The organism is Sphingomonas colocasiae, from assembly GCF_019880585.1.
Lineage (GTDB): Bacteria > Pseudomonadota > Alphaproteobacteria > Sphingomonadales > Sphingomonadaceae > Sphingobium_A > Sphingobium_A colocasiae.
This window is the reverse complement of record NZ_JAINVV010000004.1, coordinates 183,246-207,361: the sequence shown is the minus strand read 5'-3', so window position 1 is coordinate 207,361 and position 24,116 is coordinate 183,246. Positions and strand designations below refer to the sequence as shown.

Annotated in this window: 20 protein-coding genes; 10 read left to right on the top strand and 10 right to left on the bottom strand. The window is 67.6% G+C overall.

The genetic code is table 11. The annotated features are described in order from the left end of the window. The first annotated feature begins 32 nt into the window (after window positions 1–32). Window positions 33–1,280, top strand: coding sequence for a M24 family metallopeptidase (locus tag K7G82_RS07485; RefSeq protein ID WP_222989231.1), 1,248 nt, complete (start codon window positions 33–35; stop codon window positions 1,278–1,280). Window positions 1,281–1,474: 194 nt separating this feature from the next. On the opposite strand, the gene K7G82_RS07480 is transcribed toward K7G82_RS07485, so the two are convergent. Then, the gene (locus tag K7G82_RS07480) at window positions 1,475–1,981 is read right to left on the bottom strand and encodes a DUF1993 domain-containing protein (protein WP_222989230.1); all 507 of its coding nucleotides are present in this window, start codon (window positions 1,979–1,981) and stop codon (window positions 1,475–1,477) included. A 180-nt stretch (window positions 1,982–2,161) separates the two neighbouring features. Between K7G82_RS07480 and K7G82_RS07475 the strand changes: the two genes are divergently transcribed. The 4 genes from K7G82_RS07475 (at window position 2,162) to glk (ending at window position 5,994) form a co-directional block, all read left to right on the top strand. After that, window positions 2,162–4,210, top strand: coding sequence for a carbon starvation CstA family protein (locus tag K7G82_RS07475; protein WP_222989229.1), 2,049 nt, complete (start codon window positions 2,162–2,164; stop codon window positions 4,208–4,210). Next, on the top strand, window positions 4,207–4,389 hold the full coding sequence (locus K7G82_RS07470; protein ID WP_222989228.1) for a YbdD/YjiX family protein: 183 nt from the start codon (window positions 4,207–4,209) through the stop codon (window positions 4,387–4,389). Before K7G82_RS07475 ends, K7G82_RS07470 begins: the two co-directional genes overlap by 4 nt. A 37-nt stretch (window positions 4,390–4,426) precedes the next feature. Beyond that, a complete protein-coding gene (locus K7G82_RS07465) occupies window positions 4,427–4,873 on the top strand; it encodes a RidA family protein (protein WP_222989227.1) in 447 nt (148 codons plus the stop codon). A 152-nt stretch (window positions 4,874–5,025) separates the two neighbouring features. Further along, window positions 5,026–5,994 (top strand): glucokinase, encoded by a 969-nt coding sequence (gene glk / locus K7G82_RS07460; RefSeq protein ID WP_222989226.1) that lies wholly within the window; start codon window positions 5,026–5,028, stop codon window positions 5,992–5,994. A gap of 140 nt (window positions 5,995–6,134) precedes the next feature. Here glk and K7G82_RS07455 read toward each other — a convergent pair whose 3' ends face one another. From K7G82_RS07455 to K7G82_RS07430, 6 genes are all read right to left on the bottom strand, one after another. Further along, the gene (locus K7G82_RS07455; protein ID WP_222990213.1) at window positions 6,135–8,120 is read right to left on the bottom strand and encodes an acetyl-CoA carboxylase biotin carboxylase subunit; all 1,986 of its coding nucleotides are present in this window, start codon (window positions 8,118–8,120) and stop codon (window positions 6,135–6,137) included. Between the two features lie 127 nt (window positions 8,121–8,247). Continuing rightward, window positions 8,248–9,240, bottom strand: coding sequence for a biotin synthase BioB (gene bioB, locus K7G82_RS07450; RefSeq protein ID WP_343228573.1), 993 nt, complete (start codon window positions 9,238–9,240; stop codon window positions 8,248–8,250). A 2-nt stretch (window positions 9,241–9,242) separates the two neighbouring features. Next, window positions 9,243–11,393 carry a methylmalonyl-CoA mutase gene (scpA, locus tag K7G82_RS07445; protein WP_222989224.1) on the bottom strand — a complete coding sequence of 717 codons (2,151 nt, stop codon included), beginning with the start codon at window positions 11,391–11,393 and terminating at the stop codon, window positions 9,243–9,245. Between the two features lies 1 nt (window position 11,394). Next, window positions 11,395–12,171, bottom strand: a complete 777-nt coding sequence (locus K7G82_RS07440) for an enoyl-CoA hydratase-related protein (RefSeq protein WP_222990212.1) — start codon at window positions 12,169–12,171, stop codon at window positions 11,395–11,397. An 11-nt stretch (window positions 12,172–12,182) separates the two neighbouring features. After that, window positions 12,183–12,605 (bottom strand): methylmalonyl-CoA epimerase, encoded by a 423-nt coding sequence (gene mce / locus K7G82_RS07435; RefSeq protein ID WP_222989223.1) that lies wholly within the window; start codon window positions 12,603–12,605, stop codon window positions 12,183–12,185. A gap of 30 nt (window positions 12,606–12,635) precedes the next feature. Further along, complete coding sequence (locus K7G82_RS07430) at window positions 12,636–14,168, bottom strand: acyl-CoA carboxylase subunit beta (protein ID WP_222989222.1); 1,533 nt, start codon at window positions 14,166–14,168, stop codon at window positions 12,636–12,638. A gap of 216 nt (window positions 14,169–14,384) precedes the next feature. On the opposite strand from K7G82_RS07430, the gene K7G82_RS07425 reads away from it, so the two are divergent. Together K7G82_RS07425 and acs are read left to right on the top strand one after the other, a co-directional pair. Continuing rightward, window positions 14,385–15,785: a helix-turn-helix domain-containing protein gene (locus K7G82_RS07425; protein ID WP_246623374.1), complete on the top strand. Its 1,401-nt coding sequence runs from the start codon at window positions 14,385–14,387 to the stop codon at window positions 15,783–15,785. Window positions 15,786–16,153: 368 nt separating this feature from the next. Continuing rightward, window positions 16,154–18,103: an acetate--CoA ligase gene (gene acs / locus K7G82_RS07420; protein ID WP_222989220.1), complete on the top strand. Its 1,950-nt coding sequence runs from the start codon at window positions 16,154–16,156 to the stop codon at window positions 18,101–18,103. A gap of 37 nt (window positions 18,104–18,140) precedes the next feature. Here acs and K7G82_RS07415 read toward each other — a convergent pair whose 3' ends face one another. From K7G82_RS07415 to pgi, 3 genes are all read right to left on the bottom strand, one after another. Then, complete coding sequence (locus K7G82_RS07415; protein WP_222989219.1) at window positions 18,141–19,160, bottom strand: NAD-dependent epimerase/dehydratase family protein; 1,020 nt, start codon at window positions 19,158–19,160, stop codon at window positions 18,141–18,143. 55 nt (window positions 19,161–19,215) lie between these two features. Further along, window positions 19,216–20,562 carry a glutathione-disulfide reductase gene (gene gorA / locus K7G82_RS07410; RefSeq protein ID WP_222989218.1) on the bottom strand — a complete coding sequence of 449 codons (1,347 nt, stop codon included), beginning with the start codon at window positions 20,560–20,562 and terminating at the stop codon, window positions 19,216–19,218. 178 nt (window positions 20,563–20,740) lie between these two features. Further along, complete coding sequence (gene pgi, locus K7G82_RS07405; RefSeq protein ID WP_222989217.1) at window positions 20,741–22,261, bottom strand: glucose-6-phosphate isomerase; 1,521 nt, start codon at window positions 22,259–22,261, stop codon at window positions 20,741–20,743. A gap of 114 nt (window positions 22,262–22,375) precedes the next feature. Between pgi and K7G82_RS07400 the strand changes: the two genes are divergently transcribed. The 3 genes from K7G82_RS07400 to K7G82_RS30020 are packed head-to-tail and all read left to right on the top strand — an operon-like array spanning window position 22,376 to window position 24,107. Continuing rightward, window positions 22,376–22,789 (top strand): MarR family winged helix-turn-helix transcriptional regulator, encoded by a 414-nt coding sequence (locus tag K7G82_RS07400; protein ID WP_222989216.1) that lies wholly within the window; start codon window positions 22,376–22,378, stop codon window positions 22,787–22,789. Then, entirely contained in the window at window positions 22,786–23,985 is a 1,200-nt protein-coding gene (locus K7G82_RS07395; protein ID WP_222989215.1) for an MFS transporter, read from the top strand. The genes K7G82_RS07400 and K7G82_RS07395 overlap by 4 nt, the downstream gene beginning before the upstream one ends. Then, complete coding sequence (locus K7G82_RS30020; protein WP_281422978.1) at window positions 23,982–24,107, top strand: hypothetical protein; 126 nt, start codon at window positions 23,982–23,984, stop codon at window positions 24,105–24,107. Before K7G82_RS07395 ends, K7G82_RS30020 begins: the two co-directional genes overlap by 4 nt. The last annotated feature ends 9 nt before the right edge of the window (window positions 24,108–24,116 follow it).

Here is a 24,116-nt window from a genome sequence, read left to right as displayed (position 1 = left end):
CCGAAAGCTATGCGCGCAACCGGGGGATCCCAATGCACAGCAACCGCCGACACTTCCTGGCCATGGCGGGCATCGCCGCCGCGCTGCCCGCGCTGCCTGCCTGGGCCACCGCCGAAACCGCCACGCTCGCGCCGATCACCGGCGCCGCCAAGCCGATCGGGCTGGCCGAACGGCAGGCGCGGATCGCGAAGGCGCAGGCGCTGATGAAGGCGCGGGGCCTGTCCGCCCTGCTGGTGGAGGCGGGATCGTCGCTCGATTATTTCACCGGCATCCGCTGGTGGCGCAGCGAAAGGCTGACCGCCGCGGTGATCCCGGTGGAGGGGGATGTGCTGGTGGTGACGCCCGCGTTCGAGGAACCCTCGATCCGCGAAAGCCTGGCCGTGCCCGGCGACGTCCGCGTCTGGCAGGAGGATGAAAGCCCCTTCGCGCTGATCGCGGGCTGGCTGAAGGAACGCCGCCTTGGCGGTGGATCGATCGGGATCGAGGAAACGGTGCGCTTCTTCGCGGTCGACGGGCTGCGCCATGCCGCGCCGGACGCGCGGATCGTCGACGGATCGGCGGTGGTGCGCGGCTGCCGGATGATCAAGTCCGCGGCGGAGATCGCGCTGATGCAGATCGCCAACGACGTGCAGGTCGCGGCCTTCCGCCATGTCCATCCGCGCATCGTGGCGGGGATGAGCCAGGGCGATATCGACGCGATGGTGATCGCCGCCAGCCGCGCGCTGGGCGGGCAGACCGATGGCGGGCTGGTGCTGATCGGCGAATCCAGCGCCTATCCCCATGGCAGCGACAAGCCGCAGCGCGTGGCCGACGGCACGGTGATCCTGTTCGATGCCGGGGTTTCGGTGCACGGCTATCAGGCCGATATCTCGCGCACCATGGTGTTCGGCGCGGCGACCCAGCGGCAGCGCGCGGTGTTCGAACAGATGCGGCAGGGCCAGGCCGTCGCCTTCGCCGCCGCCCGGATCGGCGCGGAGGCGGGATCGGTCGACGACGCCGTCCGCGCCTATTACGCGACGCTCGGCTATGGCCCCGGCTATAAACTGCCCGGCACCTCGCACCGCACCGGCCACGGCATCGGCATGGACGGGCACGAGCCCGTCAACCTCGTCCATGGCGAGACGACGAAGCTGGCGGCGGGCATGTGCTTTTCCAACGAACCGGGCATCTACATCCCCGGCGCCTTCGGCATCAGGCTGGAGGATTGCTTCCACATGACGCCCGCCGGCCCGCGCTATTTCTCCGGCCCGATCGACGCGATCGACCGGCCGTTCGGGTAGGCCCGCTTCGGCCTTTGCGAAAACCCCCACGTCATGCCAGCGCAGGCTGGCATCTCCCGCAGGATTGAGCGCGATCTGGTTGGGAGATGCCAGCCTTCGCCGAAGGCGAAGTTTATCCTGAGCAACGCCGCAGGCGGCGTCGAAGGGCTGGCATGACGGCGGATGGGTTCAACACCGCCGTCATTGCAATCCCGTCACCGCCGCCCGAGAAAATCCAGCTTGCCCACCGGCACGCCCTTCATGCGCAGCAGCGCATAGGCGGTCGTCACATGGAAATAGAAATTGGGCGCCGCGAAGCCGAGCACATAGCTGGTTCCGGTGAAGTCGATCGATGCGGTCGGCGTCTTCAGTTCGACATGCGCGTCCTCGCGTCCGTACATCGCGTCCGCCGGCACCGCCTTCAGGAAATCGACGGTCGCCGCGATCCGCGCCTGGAGATCGTCGAAGCTCACCTCCGTATCGGGCATGGCGACCGGCTCGACCTGGCCGACGCGCACGGCGGTGAAGCGCGCGGTGTCGCTCGCGCGCTGGATCTGCCCGGTCAGCGGCGCCATGTCGGGATAGAGCCGCGCCTCCAGCAGCTCGGCATGGTCAATGCCGTTCTCGTCGGCATAAGCGCGCCCCTTCTCCAGGATCGCCGACAGATTCGCGAAGCCACGGATGAACACGGCGATGCTGGCGTCGTGAAGCGAAATGGACATGGAGCACCTCTCAGCGAGTCGGAATCGAGAGGCGTCTTACGCCCGAAAGGCCGCCCGCGCGTAATCAATGATTGCCCGCGCGGCGCATCCGTTCAAAAAAGCTGACATCGGCGGGATCTTCCGACTATCGATCGAACAGGGACGCGTAACCAGCCGGCGAATCCCGTGGAGGAGATGTTGATGAAGAAGCACGCCCTGTGGATCGCCTTCGCGATCATCGGCGCCCTTTCGCTGTCGGTGGTCGCGACCAGCCGGGGCGAGACGATCAACGCGCTGTGGATCGTGACGGCGGCGGTGTGCATTTTCCTGGTCGGTTACCGCTATTACGCACTGTTCATCGCGCGCACGGTGATGCGGCTCGATCCCGCGCGGCCCACGCCGGCCATCCGGCGCGGCGACGGGCTCGATTATGTGCCGACCGACCGGACGGTGCTGTTCGGCCATCATTTCGCGGCGATCGCGGGCGCCGGGCCGCTGGTGGGGCCGGTGCTCGCGGCGCAGATGGGCTATCTGCCCGGCACGCTCTGGATCATCGCGGGCGTGGTGCTGGCGGGCGCGGTGCAGGATTTCATGATCCTGTTCGTCTCGATGCGCCGCGACGGGCGCTCGCTGGGCGAACTCGTCCGCATGGAGATGGGGCCGGTCGCCGGCACGATCGCGCTGGCCGGCGCCTTCGTCATCATGACCATCCTGCTCGCCGTGCTCGCGCTGATCGTCGTGCGCGCGCTCGCCGAAAGCCCATGGGGCATGTTCACCGTGGCGGTGACGGTGCCGCTCGCCATGGCGATGGGCATCTATACACGCTGGATACGGCCGGGCCGGATCGGAGAGGTCTCGCTGTTCGGGCTGGTCGGGCTGATCCTGGCGATCGTGGTGGGGCAAAGCGTCGCCCAGTCGCCGGTCTGGGGTCCGTTCTTCACCTTCACCCCGGTCCAGCTCTGCTGGATCCTGATCGGCTATGGCATCGTCGCCTCGATCCTGCCGGTCTGGCTGCTGCTCGCGCCGCGCGACTATCTTTCCACCTTCCTCAAGATCGGCGCGATCGTCGCGCTCGCCATCGGCATCGTCATCATGGCGCCGCCGCTGAAGATGCCCGCGATCACGCAGTTCGCGGGCGGCGGCGGGCCGGTCTGGTCGGGCAGCCTGTTCCCCTTCCTGTTCATCACCATCGCCTGCGGCGCGGTCTCCGGCTTCCACTCGCTGATCTCCAGCGGCACCACGCCCAAGCTGATCGCGAACGAGGCGCACGCGCCGGTCATCGGCTATGGCGCGATGCTGATGGAGGCGTTCGTGGCGATCATGGCGCTGGTCGGCGCCTCGATCCTCGATCCCGGCATCTATTTCGCGATGAACAGTCCGGCCGCCGTGCTCGGCGCCGATGCCGCCAGCGCCGCCGCCGCCGTCACCGCCATGGGCTTCCCGATCGCGCCCGACATGCTCACCCAGGCGGCGAAGGATGTCGGCGAAGCGACGATCATCTCGCGCACCGGCGGCGCGCCGACCTTGGCCGTCGCGATGGCGGAGATCTTCAGCCATGTGCTGGGCGGCCCCGCGATGAAGGCCTTCTGGTATCATTTCGCGATCCTGTTCGAAGCGCTGTTCATCCTCACCGCCGTCGACGCGGGCACGCGCGCGGGCCGCTTCATGCTGCAGGATCTGATCGGCATGGCCGTGCCCTCGTTCAAGGACACCAGCGCCATCGCGCCGGGGCTGATCGCCACGGTGCTGTGCGTCGGCGGCTGGGGCTTCTTCCTGTATCAGGGCGTCACCGATCCGCTGGGCGGGGTCAACACGCTGTGGCCGGTCTTCGGCATCTCCAACCAGATGCTGGCGGCGATCGCGCTGATGCTGGCGACGGCGGTGCTGTTCCGCATGAAGCAGGATCGTTACGCCTGGGTGACGATGATCCCCACCGCCTGGCTGCTGATCTGCACGATCACGGCGGGCACGCTCAAGATCTTCTCGGGCGATCCCAAGGTCGGTTTCCTCGCCCATGCCGACATCTTCTCCGCCGCGATCGCGCGCGGAGAGGTGCTGGCGCCCGCCAAGTCGATGGCGCAGATGCAGGCGATCGTGTTCAACGATCGCGTCGATGCGGGGCTGTGCGCCTTCTTCATGTTCGTGGTGGTCTCGATCCTGTTCTTCACGATCCGCACCTGCCTCGCCGCGCGGCGCGATCCCCGGCCGACCGCGCGGGAGATCCCGGCGATCGCGGTGCCCGCCGAATGAGCGGCCTGTTCGCCAAGCTGGCGGAAACCGCGCGGCTGATGGTCGGGCTGCCGAGCTACGACGCCTATCTGCGCCACATGGCGGAGCATCATCCCGAACGCGCGCCGATGGACCGGACGGCGTTCTTCCGCAACCGCCAGGACGCCCGCTATCGCGGCGGCGGCGGGCGCTGCTGCTGACCATCACCCACCACATCCGTCCCCAAGGAGTCCGCCCATGCACCGCGCCATCCGAACCAGCATCGCCTCGCTTCTGCCGATCGCGCTCGCCTGCGCCGCCCCGGCCTTCGCGCAGGCCGCCGCCGCGCCGAAGCCGATCGGCCCCTATTCGCCGCTGCTGACCGCGGGCGACCTCGTCTTCCTGTCCGGCCAGATCGCGATCGATCCCGCCACCGGCAAGCTCGACCCGGCCAAATCGACCGCCGAGCAGACGACGCTGATCCTGGCGAACATCCGCAACCTGCTGAAGACGCAGGGGCTCGATCTCGCCCATGTCGTCCAGTCCCAGGTCTTTCTGACCGACATGGGCGACTTCCAGTCGATGAACGCGGCCTATATCGCGGCGTTCGGCAATGCGCGGCCGACGCGGACCACGGTGGGCGTCAACGCCCTCGCGCTCGGCGCCAAGATCGAGATCACCGTGGTCGCCAGCCGCAAGCGCTAGGAGCACTTCGTCATTCCCGCGCAGGCGGGAATCCATACACTCCGGCTTTCAAGATTTAGCGGAAATGCTTGAGTCTATGGATCCCCGCCTGCGCGGGGATGACGCGGCCTGGAACCTCAGTTCTTTCTTTCAACATTCTGCCAGGACAGATCATGGTCGAGATCGTCGCCGCCGATATCGGCGGCACCCATGCCCGCTTCGCCATCGCGGACATCGATGGTGGCCGCGTGACGGCGCTTGGCGAGCCGGTGACGCTCCGGACCGCCGACCATGCCAGCCTGGAAACCGCATGGGAGCATTTCGCCGCCATGCTCGGCCGCCCGCTGCCGCGCGCGGCGGGCATCGCGATCGCGACCCCGGTTGCGGGCGAAGTCATCAAGTTCACCAACAATCCCTGGATCATCCGCCCCGCGCTGATCGACGAACGGCTGGGTCTGGACGGCCATGTGCTGGTCAATGATTTCGGCGCGGTCGGCCATGCGGTCGCGCAGCTCGGCGACGACTGTTTCCGCCATCTCTGCGGGCCGGACACGCCGTTGCCCGCCACGGGCGTGATCAGCATCGTCGGGCCGGGCACGGGCCTGGGCGTCGCGCATGTGCTGCGCCGCGACGGCCGCTATTTCGTGAGCGAGACCGAGGGCGGCCATATCGATTTCGCGCCGCTCGACACCATCGAGGACGCGATCCTGGCGCGGCTGCGCACGCGCTATCGCCGGGTTTCGGCCGAACGCATCGTCTCCGGCCCCGGCCTCGCCGCGATCCACGAGGCGCTGGCGGCGATCGAGGGCCGCGCGGTCGCGCCGATGGACGACAAGACGCTGTGGACGCTCGCGCTGGAGGGCGGAGACAGCCTGGCGACCGCCGCGCTCGACCGTTTCTGCCAAAGCCTGGGCGCCGTCGCCGGAGACATCGCGCTGGCGCAGGGCGCCGCAGGCGTCGTGATCGCCGGCGGCCTCGGCCTGCGCATCGCGGACCGGCTCGTCCGCTCGGGCTTCGCCGAACGCTTCACCGCCAAGGGCCGGTTCGAAGGGCTGATGGCGTCGCTGCCGGTCAGGCTGGTGACGCATCCCCAGCCGGGCCTCTACGGCGCGGCGGCGGCCTATGCGGCGGCGCGGGGCTGAAGCTTCCCGCGATATCTCCCCACCTTCGTCATTCCAGCGAAAGCTGGAATCCATACGATGCTAGTGCTCCGCGACGGGCATCGCATAGACCCCAGCTTTCGCTGGGGTGACGGTGGAATAATACGCAAATGCGCTGGAGTTTATTCCATCTCCAGGATCACCGCATCCACCGCCAGGCTGTCACCCGCCTTGGCGCTGACGCTCTTGACCGTGCCGGTCTTCTCCGCGCGCAGGATATTCTCCATCTTCATGGCTTCCACCACCGCGAGGGGCTGGCCGGCCTCCACCTTGTCGCCTTCGCCGACATGCAGCGCGACGAGCAGGCCGGGCATCGGGCAGAGCAGGAACTTGGACAGGTCGGGCGGCAGCTTGTCGATCATGTGGACGGCATGGTGCGCGACATGGGCGGGCAGCACGCGGAGCATATGGCTCGCCCCCCGCGCCGTCAGCCTTATGCCCGAACGCACAGACGCGATGCGCACGTCGAGCGGCTCGCCGTCAATCACCGCCTCGATCAGCCGGTCGCCCGGCGTATATTCCAGCTCCAGCTCGATCGGCGCGCCGTCCACGCTCACCTCGTCGCCGTCGATCGCGACGTCATGGATCGTCTCGCCGATGCGGACCTGCCACTCGCTGGGCGGCGCGAGCCGCTTGCCGAGCTGGCCGCTCACGCGCCGCGCGCGATCCGCGCCCGCCATCGCGGCAAAGGCGCCGATCGCCGCGAGCGAACGCAGCAACGCCGCGTCGGCCGGGGCGCCGGTGAAGCCCTCGGGATATTCCTCGGCGATGAAGCCGGTGGTGAGCGCGCCCTCGCGGAAGCGCGGATGCTGCATCAGCGCGGAGAGGAAATCGATATTATGGCCCGGCCCGTCGATCTCGAACCGGTCGAGCGCGGCGATCTGGCGGTCGATCGCCTCGATGCGGGTGTCGCCCCAGGTGATCAGCTTGGCGATCATCGGATCGTAGAAGATCGAGACCTCGCCGCCTTCGGCCACGCCGTCGTCGACGCGGACATTGTCCATGTCCTCGGGCGGATTGTAGCGCACCAGCCGGCCGGTGGAGGGCAGGAAGCCGCGATAGGGATCCTCGGCATAGACGCGGTTCTCGATCGCCCATCCGGTCAGCGTCACCTCGTCTTGGGTGAAGCCCAAAGGTTCGCCCGCCGCCACGCGGATCATCTGTTCGACCAGATCGAGCCCGGTCACGCATTCGGTGACGGGGTGCTCCACCTGCAGCCGGGTGTTCATCTCCAGGAAGTAGAAGCCCTGGCCCGTCGTGTCCGCGCCGGAGACGATCAGCTCGACCGTGCCCGCGCTGAAATAGCCGACGGCGCGCGCCAGCGCGACCGCCTGCTCGCCCATCGCCTTGCGCATCTCGGGCGTGACGAAGGGCGACGGCGCTTCCTCCACCACCTTCTGGTGGCGGCGCTGCACCGAACATTCGCGCTCGCCCAGATAGACGATATTGCCGTGCTGGTCACCCAGCACCTGGATCTCGATATGGCGCGGGCTTTCGATGAACTTCTCGATGAAGACGCGGTCGTCGCCGAAGCTCGCCAGCCCCTCGCGCTTGGTCGCCTCGAAGCCTTCGCGCACATCCTGCTCGCCATAGGCCAGCCGCATGCCCTTGCCGCCGCCGCCCGCCGAAGCCTTCATCATCACCGGATAGCCGATATCGCCGGCGATCTTCACCGCTTCCTCGGTATCGGCGATCTCGCCCAGGAAGCCGGGCACGACGTTGACGCCGGCTTCCTTCGCCAGCTTCTTGGATTCGATCTTGTCGCCCATCGCGGCGATCGCGCCGGGGGGCGGGCCGATGAACGCGATGCCGGCATCCGCCAGCGCCTGCGCGAAGCTCGTCCGTTCGGAGAGGAAGCCATAGCCCGGATGCACCGCTTCCGCGCCCGTCGCCTTGCATGCCGCGATGATCGCATCGGCCAGCAGATAGCTTTCCGCCGCCGGCGGCGGGCCAAGCCGCACCGCCTCGTCCGCCATCATCACATGCGGGCTGCGCGCATCGGCATCCGAATAGACCGCGACCGTCGCGATGCCCATCTTCTTGGCGGTGCGGATCACCCGGCACGCGATCTCGCCGCGATTGGCGATGAGTATTTTCTTGAACATCAGCTCAGAGCCCCAAAAAAGCCGTTCGGTTCGAGCAGCGTCGAGCGAAGTCGAGACGCGACCGTCGAGAAGCCTTCTCGACAGACGGTTCTCGACAAGCTCGAACCTGCTCGAAGCGAACGGAGAAAGATCATTCGGCCGCGACGGCCTCGAGATGCGCCTGCGGCGCGGCCTGCATCGCGGTCACGCCCAGCTTGGCGAACAGCGCCGCATCGGCATTGTCGCCGGCATTGGGCGTGGTCAGCAGCCGGTCTCCGGTGAAGATGCTGTTGGCGCCCGCCATGAAACACAGCGCCTGGCACGCCTCGCTCATGCTTTCGCGGCCGGCGGACAGCCGCACCATGCTGCCGGGCATCAGGATGCGCGCGACCGCGACGGTGCGGACGAATTCGATCTCGTCGATCTTGGCCATCGGCGTATCGGCCAGCATGTCGCCCAGCGGCGTGCCCTTCACCGGCACCAGCGCGTTGATCGGCACGCTTTCCGGGTGCGCCATGGTGGCGAGCGCGTGGAGGAAGCCGATGCGGTCGGCGCGCGTCTCGCCCATGCCGACGATGCCGCCGCTGCACACGTTGATGCCCGCCGCGCGAACGGTCTCCAGCGTGTCGATGCGGTCCTCGAAGGTTCGCGTCGAGATGACGTTGGCGTAATTCTCGGGGCTCGTGTCGATATTGTGGTTGTAGTAATCCAGCCCCGCCTCGGCGAGCTGGGCGGCCTGCTTCTCGCTGAGCATGCCCAGCGTCATGCAGGTTTCCATGCCCATCTGGCGCACGCCCTTCACCATCTCGATGATGGCGGGCATGTCGCGCTCCTTGGGGCTGCGCCATGCGGCGCCCATGCAGAAGCGGCCCGATCCGTTGTCCTTGGCCTGGGCGGCCGCCTGCAGCACGGCGCGCACGTCCATCAGCTTGGTCGCCTTCAGGCCCGTCTCATGCGCGGCGGACTGGCTGCAATAGCCGCAATCCTCGACGCAGCCGCCGGTCTTGATCGACAACAGCGTCGACAATTGCACTTCGTTGCGCGGGTGATTGGCGCGGTGGATCGTCTGCGCGTCGAACAGCAGGTCGTTGAACGGCAGGTCGAACAGGGCGGCGATCTCTTCGCGGGTCCAGTCGGTACGGATGGTCACGCGGCTTCCTCCAGCGGGGGCATGTTGTGGCCGAGGAGGCGCAGCACGTCGGCGGCGCATTCCACGACATTGGAACCCGGCCCATAAATGCCCTGCACGCCCGCGTCGCGCAGATAATCATAATCCTGCGGCGGGATGACGCCGCCCGCGATCACCTTGATATCGGTGCGGCCGCGTTCGCGCAGCTTGCCGATCAGTTCGGGGATCAGCGTCTTGTGCCCAGCGGCAAGGCTCGACGCGCCGACCACGTCGACCCCGCTTTCGAGCGCGAGCACCACGGTTTCCTCGGGCGTCTGGAACAGCGGGCCGGAGACGACGTCGAAGCCCATGTCGCCAAAGGCCGACGCGATGACGTTGGCGCCGCGATCATGGCCGTCCTGCCCCATCTTGGCGACGAGCAGCTTCGGCTTGCGCCCCATGCGCCGTTCCACCGCCTTCACGCCGTCGAGCACCTGCTGCCAGCGGCTGTCGCCTTCATAGGGCGCCGCATAGACGCCCTTCACCGGCGTCGGCTGCGTGCCGTAGCGGTTGAAGCTTTCCTCCATCGCCGACGAGATCTCGCCCAGCGTCGCCCGCGCGCGCGCTGCGTCCACCGCGAGCGCCAGCAGGTTGTTGTCGATGCTCGCGGGCCGCGCCGCGCCGTCGCGCAGCGCCTGCAGCGCCGCCTCGCACGCCGCGGCGTCGCGTTCGGCCTTCACCTTCGCGATGCGCGCGATCTGGCCCTGGCGGACCTTCTCGTTGTCCACCTCCAGCGTTTCGAGCAGATCCTCGTTCGCCAGCCGGTATTTGTTGACGCCGACGATCACATCCTCGCCGCGATCGACGCGGGCCTGGCGGGCGGCGGCGGCTTCCTCGATCATCGCCTTGGGCCAGCCGGCGGCGACCGCCTTGGCCATGCCGCCCTCGCGCTCGATCCGCTCGATGATCTCCCACGCCTTGTCGACCAGTTCCTGGGTCAGCGCCTCGATATAATAGGATCCGCCAAGGGGATCGACGACCTTGGTCATCCCCGTTTCCTCCTGGATCACGATCTGCGTGTTGCGCGCGATCCGGGCGGAGAAATCGGTGGGCAGCGCGATCGCCTCGTCGAGCGCGTTGGTGTGGAGCGACTGGGTGCCGCCCAGCATCGCCGCCATCGCCTCGATCGTGGTGCGCATCACATTGTTGTACGGATCCTGCTCGGTCAGCGAGACGCCCGAGGTCTGGCAATGGGTACGCAGCATCTTGCTGCGCTCGTCCTTCGCGCCCAGATTGGTCATCACCCGGTGCCACAGCACCCGCGCCGCGCGCAGCTTCGCGATCTCCATGAAGAAGTTCATGCCGATCGCGAAGAAGAAGGAAAGGCGGCCGGCGAACTTGTCGATATCCAGGCCAGAGGCGACGCCGTAGCGGACATATTCGGCGCCGTCGGCGATGGTGAAGGCCAGTTCCTGAAGCTGCGTCGCCCCCGCTTCCTGCATATGATAGCCGGAAATCGAGATGCTGTTGAACTTCGGCATGTTGCGCGACGTGTAGCCGAAGATGTCCGAGATGATCCGCATGCTCGGCTCGGGCGGGTAGATATAGGTGTTGCGGACCATGAACTCCTTGAGGATGTCGTTCTGGATGGTCCCGTCGAGCTCGGCCTGGGCAACGCCCTGCTCCTCGCCCGCGACGATGAAGAAGGCGAGGATCGGGATGACCGCGCCGTTCATCGTCATGCTGACGGACATCTTGTCGAGCGGGATGCCGTCGAACAGAATCTTCATGTCGTCGATCGTGTCAATCGCCACGCCCGCCTTGCCGACATCGCCGGTCACGCGCGGATGATCGCTGTCATAACCGCGATGGGTGGCGAGATCGAAGGCGACCGAAAGCCCCTTCTGCCCCGCCGCCAGGTTGCGGCGATAGAATGCGTTGGATTCCTCGGCGGTCGAAAAGCCCGCATATTGGCGGATCGTCCAGGGCCGGCCGGCATACATGCTGGCGCGCACGCCGCGCGTGAAGGGCGCGAAGCCGGGCAGGCCGGGATCAAGGTCCGCGACGTCGTCCGCCGTGTAGAGCGGCTTCACCACGATGCCCTCGGGCGTATGCCAGTCGAGGTCCTTGCCCTTGACCTCCTTGGCGGCCAGGGCCTGCCAGTCGGCGATGCTGGACGTGTCGGTCATCTCATTTCCCCGTGAAGGACGGCGCGCGCTTTTCCAGGAAGGCGCGGATGCCCTCGGCCGCGTCGGCGCTGCCGCCGGCCTCGCGCTGGTTGACGGCTTCCCCGGCCAGCGCCGCCGCGTAATCGAGTTCCTGCCCGGCGGCGATCGCGCGCCGCGCCAGCCCCAGCGCCAGGGTCGGCCCCGCGGCCAGCCGGCGCGCGAGCGCCGTCGCCTCGGCGATCAGCGCGTCATCGTCCACCGCCTTGTGGATCAGCCCCCAATCGGCCGCCTTCTCGGCGGAAACACGCTCGCCCAGCAGCATCATCTCGGTAGCGCGCGCCTTGCCGATCAGGCGCGGCAGCGTCCAGCTCGCGCCGCCATCGGGCACCAGTCCGATATTGACGAAGGCCTGCAGGAAATAGGCGGATTTGCCGGCGATCGCGAAATCGCCCGCCAGCGCCAGCGAACAGCCGATGCCCGCCGCCGCGCCGTTGACGGCGGTGACGACCGGGATCGGCAGCTGCGAAAGCAGCAGCATCGCGGGATTGTAGCTGCGCGTCAGCGCCTGATAGGCGCCCTCGCCGCCCGCTACCGACGAACCCGCCTTCGCGGCGAGATCGGCGCCCGAACAGAAGGCGCGCCCCTCGCCGGTGATCAGCACCGCGCGCGCGCCGGCTTCGGGCAGCGACTTCAGCGCGGCGGCGATCTCGTCGAACATCGCGGGCGGCGCGGCGTTGAGCCGTTCGGGCCGCGCCAGCGTGATCGTCGCGACCGCGTCGGCCACGTCCAGGCGGATCATCTCATACGCGCTCAATGCCCATCTCCCTTCGGTGTTTCCATCAGTTCGACCAGCACGCCGCCCATGTCCCTGGGATGGACGAAGATCACCGGCGTGCCGTGCGCGCCGATCCGGGGCTCGCCCAGCACCTTGGCGCCCTTGGCTTCCATATCGGCCTTGGCGGCGTGGATATCGGCCACCTCGAAGCAGACATGGTGCTGCCCGCCCGCCGGATTCTTGGCGAGGAAGGCGTGGATCGGGCTGTTCTCGCCATAGGGTTCGATCAGCTCGATCTGGCTGTTGGGCGTATCGACGAAGCAGACGCGCACGCCCTGCGGCGGCAGGTCGAACGGTTCGTGGATCTTCGTCGCGCCGAGCAGGTCGCGATAGAGCGCGATCGACTTCTCGATCGACGGCGTCGCGATGCCGACATGGTTCAGGCGTCCGATCGTCACTTCACTATCCTTCCAAGCATCGCCCGGCCATCACAGCGGGATATTGTCGTGCTTCTTCCAGGGGTTCTCGAGGCTCTTGTTGCGCAGCTTGCGCAGGCCCAGCGCGATGCGGCGGCGCGTGGCGTGCGGCGCGATCACCTCGTCGATGAAGCCCTTGCTCGCCGCCACGAAGGGATTGGCGAAGCGGTCCTCATATTCGCGCGTGCGCGCCGCGATCTTCTCGGGATCCTTGATGTCCTGGCGGAAGATGATCTCCACCGCGCCCTTGGCGCCCATCACCGCGATCTCGGCGGTCGGCCAGGCATAGTTGAGGTCGCCGCGCAGATGCTTGGAGGCCATGACGTCGTACGCGCCGCCATAGGCCTTGCGCGTGATCACGGTGATCTTGGGCACGGTCGCCTCGGCATAGGCGAACAGCAGCTTCGCGCCATGCTTGATGATGCCGTTCAGTTCCTGCGCGGTGCCGGGCAGGAAGCCGGGCACGTCGACGAAGGTGACGATCGGGATCTCGAACGCGTCGCAGAAGCGGACGAAGCGCCCCGCCTTTTTCGACGAGTTGATGTCCAGGCAGCCGGCGAGCACCATCGGCTGGTTGGCGACGATGCCGACGGTGCGCCCCTCGATCCGGCCGAAGCCGATGATGATGTTGGCGGCGTGCGCGGGCTGCAGCTCGAAGAAATCGCCTTCGTCGACGACCTTCCGGATCAGCTCGTGCATGTCATAGGGCTGGTTGGCGCTTGCCGGGATCAGCGTGTCCAGGCTTTCCTCGATCCGGTCGAACGGATCGGCGGTCGGCCGCTCGGGCACATCCTCCCGGTTGGAGAGCGGCAGATAGTCGATCAGCGTGCGCGCCGCCCACAGGGCCTCGATGTCATTCTCGAACGCGACGTCGGCCACGCCGGACTTGGTGGTGTGGGTGACGGCGCCGCCCAGCTCCTCCTGCGTCACCACCTCGTTGGTGACGGTCTTCACCACGTCCGGCCCGGTGACGAACATGTAGGAACTGTCCTTCACCATGAAGATGAAGTCGGTCATCGCCGGCGAATAGACCGCGCCGCCCGCGCACGGCCCCATGATCACCGAAAGCTGCGGCACCACGCCCGACGCCAGCACGTTGCGCTGGAACACCTCGGCATAGCCGCCCAGCGACGCCACGCCTTCCTGGATGCGCGCGCCGCCCGAATCGTTGAGGCCGATGACGGGCGCGCCCACCTTCAGCGCCATATCCATGATCTTGCAGATCTTCTGCGCGTGCCGTTCGGACAGCGAGCCGCCGAACACCGTGAAGTCCTGGCTGAAGACATAGACGAGGCGGCCATTGATCGTGCCCGATCCGGTGACGACGCCGTCGCCGGGGATCACTTGGTCCTGCATGCCGAAATCGACGCAATTATGCTCGACATACATGTCGAGCTCCTCGAACGAGCCTTCGTCGAGCAGCACTTCCACGCGTTCGCGCGCGGTGAGCTTGCCCTTGGCGTGCTGCGCGTCGATGCGCTTCTGCCCGCCGCCCAGCCGCGCGGCCGCGCGCTTGTCTTCGAGCGTGTCGATGATCGTCTGCATTCCGTGCTTCCTGCGTAACCGAGCTTTCCCCTTTCCGCCTTTCATGCCGCATTGCAAATGCGAACTTGCGAAGTTGCGAACGGGCATTTTGCAAATTACGATCCTGCTACCCTGTCATTCCCGCGAACGCGGGAATCCAGGGGAGCCCGTCGCAACGCGGCGCGGCCATCGGCATCGCACTGGATTCCCGCGTTCGCGGGAATGACAGGGAGGGACATGCGCAAGAGACTCTTCGCCGGCGAACGGCTCCGCGCGCTGCGGCAGCGCGCGGGCCTGGGCCAGGGCGCGATGGCGGCGCGGCTCGGCATCTCGGTCAGCTATCTGAGCCAGCTCGAAAATGACGATCGCCCGCTGACATCGGCGGTGCTGGCTGCGCTGGGGCGGCACCATCCCCGCGAGCTGGACGAGCTGGAGGATGACGACGGCGCCCGCCGCTTCTCCGCCACGCGCGCCGCGCTCGACGACCCCCTGTTCGCGGAGGCGCCGCTGCCGCCGGACATGCTCGCCCGGCTCGTCGAGCAGCAGCCGCAGTTCGCGGAGCGTTTCGTGGCGCTCCACGCCGCCTATCGCGACAGCGAGGAACGGCTGCAGATGATGGAGGAGGCGATGTCGAGCGGCGTCTCCGACGGCGGCCGCCTGCCCTGGGAGGAGATCCGCGACTGGTTCCACGAAGCGGGCAATTATGTCGACCTGCTCGATCGCCGCGCCGAAAGCCTCGCCGCGGCGATCGGGCCGGGCGAACCCGCGCTGATCGGCCGGCTGCGCACCGCGCACGGCGTCGGCATCGATACCGGCGGCGACGCGATCGACGCGCCGTTGCGCGCGCTGGACCGCGCGACGCGGCGCCTCTCCCTGTCGCCCGCGCTGCCGCCCGAAAGCCGGCGCTTCATGCTCGCGCATCAGCTCGTCGCGCTGGAGATGGAGGATGCGATCAGCGCGATCACCGAAAGCGCGTCGCTGCGCAGCGCCGAATCGCGGCGGCTGCTCTCGATCGGCCTCGCCAACTATGCCGCCGGCGCGCTGCTGATGCCCTATGAGGCGTTTCGCGGCGCCGCGCGCAGCCTGCGCCACGATATCGACCGGCTGTGCCGCCGCTTCGCGGTCAGCTTCGAACAGGCGTGCCACAGGCTGTCGACGCTCCAGCGCCCCGGCGCGCGCGGCATCCCCTTCTTCTTCTGCCGCGTCGACATGGCGGGCAACATCACCAAGCGCCATTCGGCCACGCGCCTCCAGTTCGCGCGCTTCGGCGGCGCCTGCCCGCTGTGGATCGTGCATGAGGCGGTGGCGATTCCCGATCGCATCCTCGTCCAGCTCGCCGAAACGCCCGACGGGCTGCGCTATGTCCAGATGGCGAAGGGACTGGTGAAGCCATCGGGCAGCTACGCGCGCAGCCCCCGCCGCTACGCGGTGGCGCTGGGTTGCGAGGTCGAGCATGCGCGCGACTTCATCTATGCCGACGGCATCGATATCGCGGCGCCGGGCGCGGCGACGCCGATCGGCATCTCCTGCCGGCTCTGCCCGCGCACCGATTGCGACCAGCGCGCCTTCCCCCCGGCGGACCGCACCATCCGCATCGATCCCGATCGACGCGATATTGTGCCCTATCGCGTCGGTTGAGTGCGTGTTTGCGAGCTACGGTACCACCCTCCGCAGCCATTCCACCGATGCTTTGCATCGTCGGAACCTTCGGCTGCTCCGCCCGCTCCCCCGCCCAACCTCCCGATCCAGTATGATCCTGTCGGGAAGTTAGGCGGGGGAGCGGGCCGGTACCGCCAGAAAGCGCTCTTCCGCGCTTTCTCGAACAAGACTCCAGCTTCCCCTGCACGCCGATCTTTGGCACAGGGGCTCCAATTCCTTCCATGTCATTCCCGCGAAAGCGGGAGTCCATGCGATGTTCGGCATATGCGCGAGCGACTCTGGATTCCCGCGTTCGCGGGAATGACATCAAATGATGCTTCAGAGCAGTTTTTGTGGAGAGCGCCGCCATGACCGAGCCGTCGACCTATCCCGTTCCCGCCGAATGGGCCGAAAAGGCAAGGGTCGACGCGAAGCGCTACGATCAGCTCTATGGCCTCGCGCTCGCGGATCCCGGCAGTTTCTGGCTTGAGCAGGCGAAGCGGCTGGACTGGATCAAGCGTCCGGAGATAGCGGGGGACTGGTCGTTCGACGAGGCGGATTTCCGCATCCGCTGGTTCGCCGACGGCAAGCTGAACGTATCGGCCAACTGCATCGACCGTCATCTGAAGACGCGCGGCGACCAGGTGGCGATCCTGTGGGAGCCCGACAGCCCGGACGAGGCGCCGCGCAGCTACACCTACCGGCAGCTCCACGCCGAAGTCTGCCGCTTCGCCAACGTGCTGAAGGCGGCGGGCGCGCGCAAGGGCGACCGCATCACCATCTACATGCCGATGATCCCGGAAGCCGCCTTCGCGCTGCTCGCCTGCACGCGGATCGGCGCGATCCACTCGGTGGTGTTCGGCGGCTTCTCGCCCGAGGCGCTGGCCGGGCGGATCACCGATTGCGATTCGACCATCGTCGTCACCGCCGACGAGGGCCGGCGCGGCGGCAAGCATGTGCCGCTGAAGGCCAATGTCGACGAAGCCGCGAAACATGTCCGCTGCCTCGACAAGGTGGTGGTCGTGAAGGCGACGGGCGGCGAGGTCGCGATGCAGGACGGCCGCGACATCTGGTATCACGAAGCGGCGGCCGCGGTTTCCGCCGACTGCCCGGTCGAGCCGATGGGGGCGGAGGATCCGCTGTTCATCCTCTACACCTCGGGCTCGACCGGCAAGCCCAAGGGCGTGCTCCATTCCACCGGCGGCTATCTGCTGTGGGCCAGCCTGACCCACGAACTGGTCTTCGATTATCGCCCCGGCCAGATCTACTGGTGCGCGGCCGATATCGGCTGGGTCACCGGGCACAGCTATATCGTCTACGGCCCGCTCGCCAACGGCGCGACGACCTTGATGTATGAAGGCCTGCCCAACTGGCCGACGCCCAGCCGCATCTGGCAGGTGGTCGATCGCCACAAGGTGGAGATCCTCTACACCGCGCCGACCGCGCTGCGCGCGCTGATGAAGGAGGGCGACGATTTCGTCACCGCCACCAGCCGCGCGTCGCTCAAGCTGCTCGGCACCGTCGGCGAGCCGATCAATCCCGAGGCGTGGCGCTGGTATCATTCGGTGGTGGGCGAGGAACGCTGCCCGATCGTCGATACCTGGTGGCAGACCGAAACGGGCGGCGCGATGATCACGCCGATGCCCGGCGCCACCGCGCTCAAGCCGGGATCGGCGACCAAGCCGATGTTCGGGGTCGAACCGCAGATCGTCGACGGCGAAGGTACGATCCTGAACGGCGCGACCGAGGGCAATCTGGTGATCGCGCGGAGCTGGCCGGGCCAGATGCGCACCGTGTGGGGCGACCATGCCCGCTTCTTCCAGACCTATTTCACCACCTTCCCCGGCAAATACACCACCGGCGACGGCTGCCGCCGCGACGAGGACGGCTATTACTGGATCACCGGCCGCGTCGACGACGTCATCAACGTCTCCGGCCACCGCATGGGCACCGCCGAGGTCGAAAGCGCGCTGGTGCAGCACGAAAAGGTGGCCGAGGCCGCCGTCGTCGGCATGCCGCACGACATCAAGGGCCAGGGCATCTACGCCTATGTGACGCTCAACGCCAATTGCGAGGCCAGCGAGGATTTGCGCGCCGAACTCAGGCAATGGGTCCGCACCGAAATCGGCCCCATCGCGACGCCCGACGCCATCCAGTTCGCCCCCGGCCTGCCGAAGACCCGATCCGGCAAGATCATGCGCCGCATCCTGCGCAAGATCGCCGAAGGCGACGTCTCCCCCCAGGCCCTTGGCGACACCAGCACGCTGGCCGATCCGGCGGTGGTCGACGATCTCGTGGCGAACAGAGTCACTCGTTAAACGGGTTTCGCGAAACCGCCACGTCCGCAGCGACGAATCACAGCTTCACCAGCCCCTGCGCGATCAGGCTGCGCGCAGTATCCTCGATCGTGTCCGCCTCGTCGCGGGTCCGCCAGCCGAGCACCGCCTGGGCATGGCTCGCGTCGATGTCACGGACATTGCCGAGTTCGGACACCACCTGCCGCACCATCGGATCGAAGCGTGCGACGATGCGCACCAGCCAGTCGGGCAGCTTGCGCGTCGGCACCCTGCGCGCCTCCGCGCCCAGCCGCGCCTTCAGCACCAGCGCGATGTCGTTCAGCTTCATGAAGCACCCGGAGGCCGCGAACCGCTCTCCGTCCAGCCCCGGCACGGTCAGCGCCATCGCGTGCAGATCGGCGAGGTCGCGGACATCGACGATGCCGAAGCCGAAATCGGGCGTGCCGGGAAACGCGCCTTCGAGCAGCTTCTTCACCAGTTCGAGCGAGGTGGAATAATCGCCGCCCAGCACCGGACCCAGGATCGCGGTGGGATTGATCGAGCAGAATTCCATGCCGCCGCCCTCGGCCGCCATCCAGTCGCGCGCGGCGCGCTCGGCGATCGTCTTCGACTTGATATAGGGATAGACGCCCGGCGCATCGATATTGGTCCAGTCGCGCTCGCTGAAGGTCCGGTTCCCCTTGCCATGGCCATAGGCGATGGCGGCGGCCGACGACGTCACGACCAGCCGGCGCACACCCGCGTCGCGCGCCGCCCTCAGCACGCGCAACGTGCCCTCGCGCGCGGGCACGATCAGATCGTCCTCATGCCTGGGCGCGGTCGCGGGAAAGGGGGAGGCGACATGGGCGGCCAGCGCGCAGCCCGCCACCGCATCCGCCCAGCCATCGTCGCGCATCAGATCGGCGGCGAAGAAGCGCAGCCGGCCATTGTCGGTCGAAAGCGCGCGGCGCACGTCCGCCTCGCGCGCCAGATCGCGGATCGTCGCATGGACGGACCAGCCGTCGGCGATCAGCCGCCTGATCAGGAAGCCGGCCAGATAGCCGCTTCCCCCAGTCACCAGAACCGTGCCAGCCGCCATCGCGCCCTCCGTCCCCGTTCGGCGGAGGCTAGGTTATTAGGTTGCCAACAGCAACCTATTTCAGCAGCACCAGTTCCTCGGCCATGCTGGGGTGGAGCGCCACGGTGTCGTCGAACGCCTGCTTGGTCAGCCCCGCCTTCACCGCCACCGCCGCGGCCTGGAGGATCTCCGGCGCATCGGGGCCGATCATGTGCAGGCCGACGACGCGGTCGCTCGCGGCATCGACGATCATCTTGTAGAGCGAGCGTTCGTTGCGGCCCGCCAGCACATTCTTCATCGGCCGGAAATCGGACTGGTAGACCTTGATCGAGCCGAGCTTGTTGCGCGCCTGCCCCTCGGTCATGCCCACGCCCGCCAGCGGCGGATGGCTGAACACGGCGCTGGGAATGCAGCCATAATCCACGCGGTGCGGCTTGCCGCCGAACACGGTGTCGGCAAAGGCCTGGCCCTCGCGGATCGCGACCGGAGTCAACTGCACCCGATCGGTGACGTCGCCCACCGCATAGATGCTGTCGACACTGGTGCGGTTGTCCTCGTCGACAACCACCGCGCCCTTCTCGTTCAGCGCGACGCCCGCCTCCTCCAGCCCGATGCCGTCGCTCTTGGGGCGGCGGCCGGTGGCGAAGATCAGGCAATCGGCCTCGATCGGATCGCAGCCCTGCATGAAGATGCGCAGCGATCCGTCCTCCAGCTTCTCGATCTTCTCGAACGGCGCGTTGAAGCGGAATTCGATGCCCTTGATCATCGAGATCTGGAGCAGCCGGTCGCGGATCTGTTCGTCATAGCCGCGCAGGATCGCGTCGGACCGGTTGACGATCGTCACCTTGCTGCCGAATTCGTTGAAGATGCCCGCGAATTCATTGGCGATATAGCCGCCGCCGGCGATCACCACGCGCTTCGGCAGTTCGGGCAGGTGGAACACCTCGTTGGAGGTGATGCCATGTTCCGCGCCGGGCACGTCCGGGATCAGCGGCCAGGCGCCGGTCGCGATCAGGATCTTGCCCGCCGTCACCGTCCGGCCCGATGCCAGCGCGATCTCGTGCGGCCCCTTCACCACCGCGCGCTCGCGGATCACCTCCACCTTATGGTTGCCCAGCGTCTCGGTATAGGCCTTTTCCAGCCGGTCGACATCGGCGAGCACATTGTCGCGCAGCACGCTCCAGTCGAAGCTGCAATCGGGCACGTTCCAGCCGAAGCGGCGCGCGTCCTTCAGGTCTTCCGCGAAATGCGCGCCATAGACGAGCAGCTTCTTGGGCACGCAGCCCCGGATCACGCAGGTGCCGCCCACGCGATATTCCTCCGCCACCGCGACCTTCGCGCCATGCGCCGAGGCGACGCGCGAGGCGCGCACGCCCCCCGATCCCGCGCCGATCGTGAAAAGGTCGTAATCGTAGCTGGGCATCGCGGTTTCCTTCTGATGTCATTCCCGCGAAAGCGGGAATCCAGGGGCCACCCGCGCGAATGTCGGCATTTCTGGATTCCCGCGTTCGCGGGAATGACAATGTTGAGGCTATCTAGGGATTGCCGCCTGATCGAACAAACGGCTTTTCCGCATCACAATGATCGAGCGAGCAACCCGATCACCCGCCGAGGCCGGCACGATCGATCAGCGCGCGCGTCGACGCGTCGAAGCGCGCCGTGCCCTCGCTGCCGATCGATCGCGCGATCTCCTTGCCCAGCTCCACGCCGAACTGGTCGAAGGGATTGATCCCGATCATCACCGCGTTGGCGAAGGTGCGATGCTCGTAAAAGGCGATCAGCGCGCCCAGCGTCGAAGGATCGAGCCGATCGAGCAGGATCGTGCTCGACGGGCGATCGCCGGGATAGTCGCGCGCCGCATCCTCGCTGGCGCGGCCCGCCATCAGCGCCGCCCCTTGCGCGAAACAGTTGATCAGCAACTGGCGGTGATGATCCTCCGCCAGCGCGTCGCCCGGCTCGATCGCGGCGACGAACTCGACTGGCACCAGATGCGTGCCCTGGTGGAGAAGCTGGAACACCGCATGCTGCGCATCGGTGCCCACCCCGCCCCAGGTGATCGGCGCGCTCGGCCGGTCGAGCGGCCGGCCGTCCGCCGTGGCGCGCTTGCCGTTCGATTCCATCTCGAGCTGCTGGAGATAGCTGGGCAGCAGGCGCAGCCGCTCGTCATAGGCGAACACCGCGCGCGTCTCGCAGCCGCGCACCTGCGCATAATAGAGATCGGCGAAGGCGGCGAGCACCGGCGCGTTGGCGCGCCAGGGCGCGAGCCGGAAATGACGGTCCATCGCCGCCGCCCCCTCCAGCAATTCCTCGAACGCGTTCCAGCCCAGCGCCAGCGCTGCGGGAAAGCCGATCGACGACCAGAGCGAATACCGCCCGCCGACGCTTTCGGAAAACGGCAGGACGCGGGTTTCGTCGACGCCCCAGGCGACCGCCTGGTCGGGCGCGGCGGTGAGCGCGACGATCCGGCCGAAGGGATCCTCCACCCCGGCCTCCGCCATCCATTCGATCGCGCTTTCGGCGTTGAGCATCGTCTCGGTGGTGGTGAAGGTCTTGGACGCGATCGCGAGCAGGGTGGCCGAAGGATCGAAGCGCGCGAACGCCTCCTCCAGCGCCGCGCCGTCGACATTGGAGACGATCGCGACGTCGTATCGGTTCGAATCGCGGCCCAGCGCGTCGACCAGCAGGTCCGGCCCCAGCGCCGAACCGCCGATGCCGATATGCAGGACGTGGCGGATCGGGCCGAAGGCGTCGGCCTCGATCGCGTCGATCAGCGCGCGCATCCGGGCATGGAGCGCCCGCGCGCGCATCACGCTTTCGGGCGAGCCTTCGCCGCGTTCGGCGCAATGTTCGGCGGCGCGCCCCTCGGTGACGTTGACGGGCTTTCCGGCGAACATCGCGTCGCGCGCGCCGGCCAGCCCGGCGGCATCGGCCAGCGCCGCGAAACCGTCGATCAGCCCGGCGGTCAGATGCGTCTTCGACCAGTCGAAGCGGATGCCCGCCTCGTCGAGCGCGAGGCGCGAGAGCCGGTCGGGCTCGGCGGTGAAGATCTCGGCGAGCGTAGGCCGCCCGGCGCCGTCGATCGCCGCCCAGTTCGCTGCCCCATTCGCTGCGGCTCCACCCATCTTCGATTCTCCTTGCTGCGGCGCGACAATAGATTTTGTGCCCGCCGGTGGAAACGTCCATTGATCGTATCGCGACCATTGATCGCCGCGAACATGCGTGTATATGCACGAATCATGTTGCCCACCGTTTGCGCCTGTACCAAACTGCGCCGCTCCGCGCGCGCGGTCACCGCCTTTTACGATGCCGCGCTCGAAGGGTCGGGGCTGTCGACGCCGCAATTCTCGCTGTTGCGCCTGCTCGACCGGTCCGGCCCCTGCTCGCTCACCGCCTTCGCCGAACGCACCGGGCATGACCGGACGACGATCAGCCGCACCATCGGCGCGCTGCGCGAACAGGGGCTGGTGCGCGCGGCCGAATGCGGCGACCAGCGCGCGCGGATCGTGGAGATCGCGCCGGCGGGCAAGGACGCGATCGCGCGCTGCCTGCCCGCCTGGGAAGCGGCTGAACATCGTATCGATACGCTGCTGGGGGCGGATCGGCAGGCGCTGTTCGCGCTGCTCGACCGGATCGAGGAGATTCGCCCGTGAACACCCGTTCCCCCTGGACGGTGGTGATCTGCGCCGCCGCCGTCGTCACGCTGGCGATGGGCGTGCGCCAGTCCTTCGGCCTGTTCCTGCCGCAAATGGGGCCGGCGCTCGATATCGGCCGGTCCGATTTCGGGCTGGCGCTGGCGATCCAGAACCTGATGCTCGGCCTTGCCCAGCCCTTTGTCGGCGCGATCGCCGACAAGCATGGCGCGGGCCGCGTCACGCTGGCGGGCGCGCTGCTCTATGTCGCCGGCCTTGTCGGCGCGGCCTACGCCACCGACGCGATGGGCATCCACCTGACGCTGGGCTTCATGGTCGGCCTCGCCATGACCGGCGTCACCTTCACCGTGATGCTCGGCGCGGTCGGCCGCGTCGTCCCGCCCGAACGGCGGACGATGGCGTTCGGCATCGTCACGGCGGGCGGATCGGTGGGCCAGTTCCTGGTCGTGCCCGGCGCGCAGCTCCTGCTCGGCCAGCTCGGCTATCACATGGCGTTCATCGCGCTGGCGGGGCTGATCGGGCTGGCCGCCGTGCTCGCGATCGGCGTGGCCGGCAAGCCGCGCGCGCTGGACGCGGACGGCCCCGCGCAAAGCGTGGGCGAGGCGCTGCGCGAGGCGTCGGGCGTGCGCAGCTTCTGGCTGCTCAACGCCGGCTTCTTCGTCTGCGGCTTCCACATCGCCTTCATCGCCACGCATTTCCCCGCCTATCTGGCGGACAAGCAGATCCCGCCCGCGATCGGCGCGACCGCGCTGGCGCTGGTCGGGCTGTTCAACATCTTCGGATCCTATGCCTTCGGCCTGTCCGGGGATCGCTATCCCAAACATTATCTGCTCGCCGGCCTCTATGCCGCGCGGGGGCTGGTGTTCGTGCTGTTCCTGGCGCTGCCGCTCACCAATGTGACGGCGCTCGCCTTCGCGGCGGCGATGGGCTTCCTCTGGCTGGGCACGGTGCCGCTCACCAACGGGCTGGTCAGCCAGATCTTCGGCGTGCGGCATCTTTCCATGCTCGGCGGCATCGTCTTCCTCTCGCATCAGGTCGGCAGCTTCTTCGGCGCCTGGGCGGCGGGCTATATGTTCGATCTTATGGGATCGTACGACGCCGCCTGGATCGCCTCGATCGCGCTCGCTGCGATGGCCGCGCTCGTCCACCTGCCGATCCGCGACGCGCCGCTGGTGCGCCGCCCGCTTGCCGCATGACGCGGCGGGGCACGATCGTCGCCGCCGCGATCGCGGCGCCGCTGATCGCCACGGGCTGGCTGCTGTGGCGCAGCCAGGGCGTGATGATCTGGCTGCAGGGCGCAATCCTCTATTGCCTATGATGCCGCGTC

Bases quoted from the DNA above. Each gene is read 5' to 3' on its own strand.
- K7G82_RS07470 (WP_222989228.1), top strand. From the start codon at position 4,207: ATGAGCGGCCTGTTCGCCAAGCTGGCGGAAACCGCGCGGCTGATGGTC.
- K7G82_RS07440 (WP_222990212.1), bottom strand. From the start codon at position 12,171: ATGATCCGCCTGGACGTGGCCGACGCGGTCGCGACGATCACGCTGGCG.
- K7G82_RS07430 (WP_222989222.1), bottom strand. From the start codon at position 14,168: ATGCAGACGATCATCGACACGCTCGAAGACAAGCGCGCGGCCGCGCGG.
- scpA (WP_222989224.1), bottom strand. From the start codon at position 11,393: ATGACCGACACGTCCAGCATCGCCGACTGGCAGGCCCTGGCCGCCAAG.
- K7G82_RS30020 (WP_281422978.1), top strand. From the start codon at position 23,982: ATGACGCGGCGGGGCACGATCGTCGCCGCCGCGATCGCGGCGCCGCTG.
- K7G82_RS07415 (WP_222989219.1), bottom strand. From the start codon at position 19,160: ATGGCGGCTGGCACGGTTCTGGTGACTGGGGGAAGCGGCTATCTGGCC.
- glk (WP_222989226.1), top strand. From the start codon at position 5,026: ATGGTCGAGATCGTCGCCGCCGATATCGGCGGCACCCATGCCCGCTTC.
- K7G82_RS07425 (WP_246623374.1), top strand. From the start codon at position 14,385: ATGCGCAAGAGACTCTTCGCCGGCGAACGGCTCCGCGCGCTGCGGCAG.
- gorA (WP_222989218.1), bottom strand. From the start codon at position 20,562: ATGCCCAGCTACGATTACGACCTTTTCACGATCGGCGCGGGATCGGGG.
- pgi (WP_222989217.1), bottom strand. From the start codon at position 22,261: ATGGGTGGAGCCGCAGCGAATGGGGCAGCGAACTGGGCGGCGATCGAC.
- K7G82_RS07480 (WP_222989230.1), bottom strand. From the start codon at position 1,981: ATGTCCATTTCGCTTCACGACGCCAGCATCGCCGTGTTCATCCGTGGC.
- K7G82_RS07485 (WP_222989231.1), top strand. From the start codon at position 33: ATGCACAGCAACCGCCGACACTTCCTGGCCATGGCGGGCATCGCCGCC.
- K7G82_RS07400 (WP_222989216.1), top strand. From the start codon at position 22,376: ATGTTGCCCACCGTTTGCGCCTGTACCAAACTGCGCCGCTCCGCGCGC.
- K7G82_RS07475 (WP_222989229.1), top strand. From the start codon at position 2,162: ATGAAGAAGCACGCCCTGTGGATCGCCTTCGCGATCATCGGCGCCCTT.
- K7G82_RS07465 (WP_222989227.1), top strand. From the start codon at position 4,427: ATGCACCGCGCCATCCGAACCAGCATCGCCTCGCTTCTGCCGATCGCG.
- acs (WP_222989220.1), top strand. From the start codon at position 16,154: ATGACCGAGCCGTCGACCTATCCCGTTCCCGCCGAATGGGCCGAAAAG.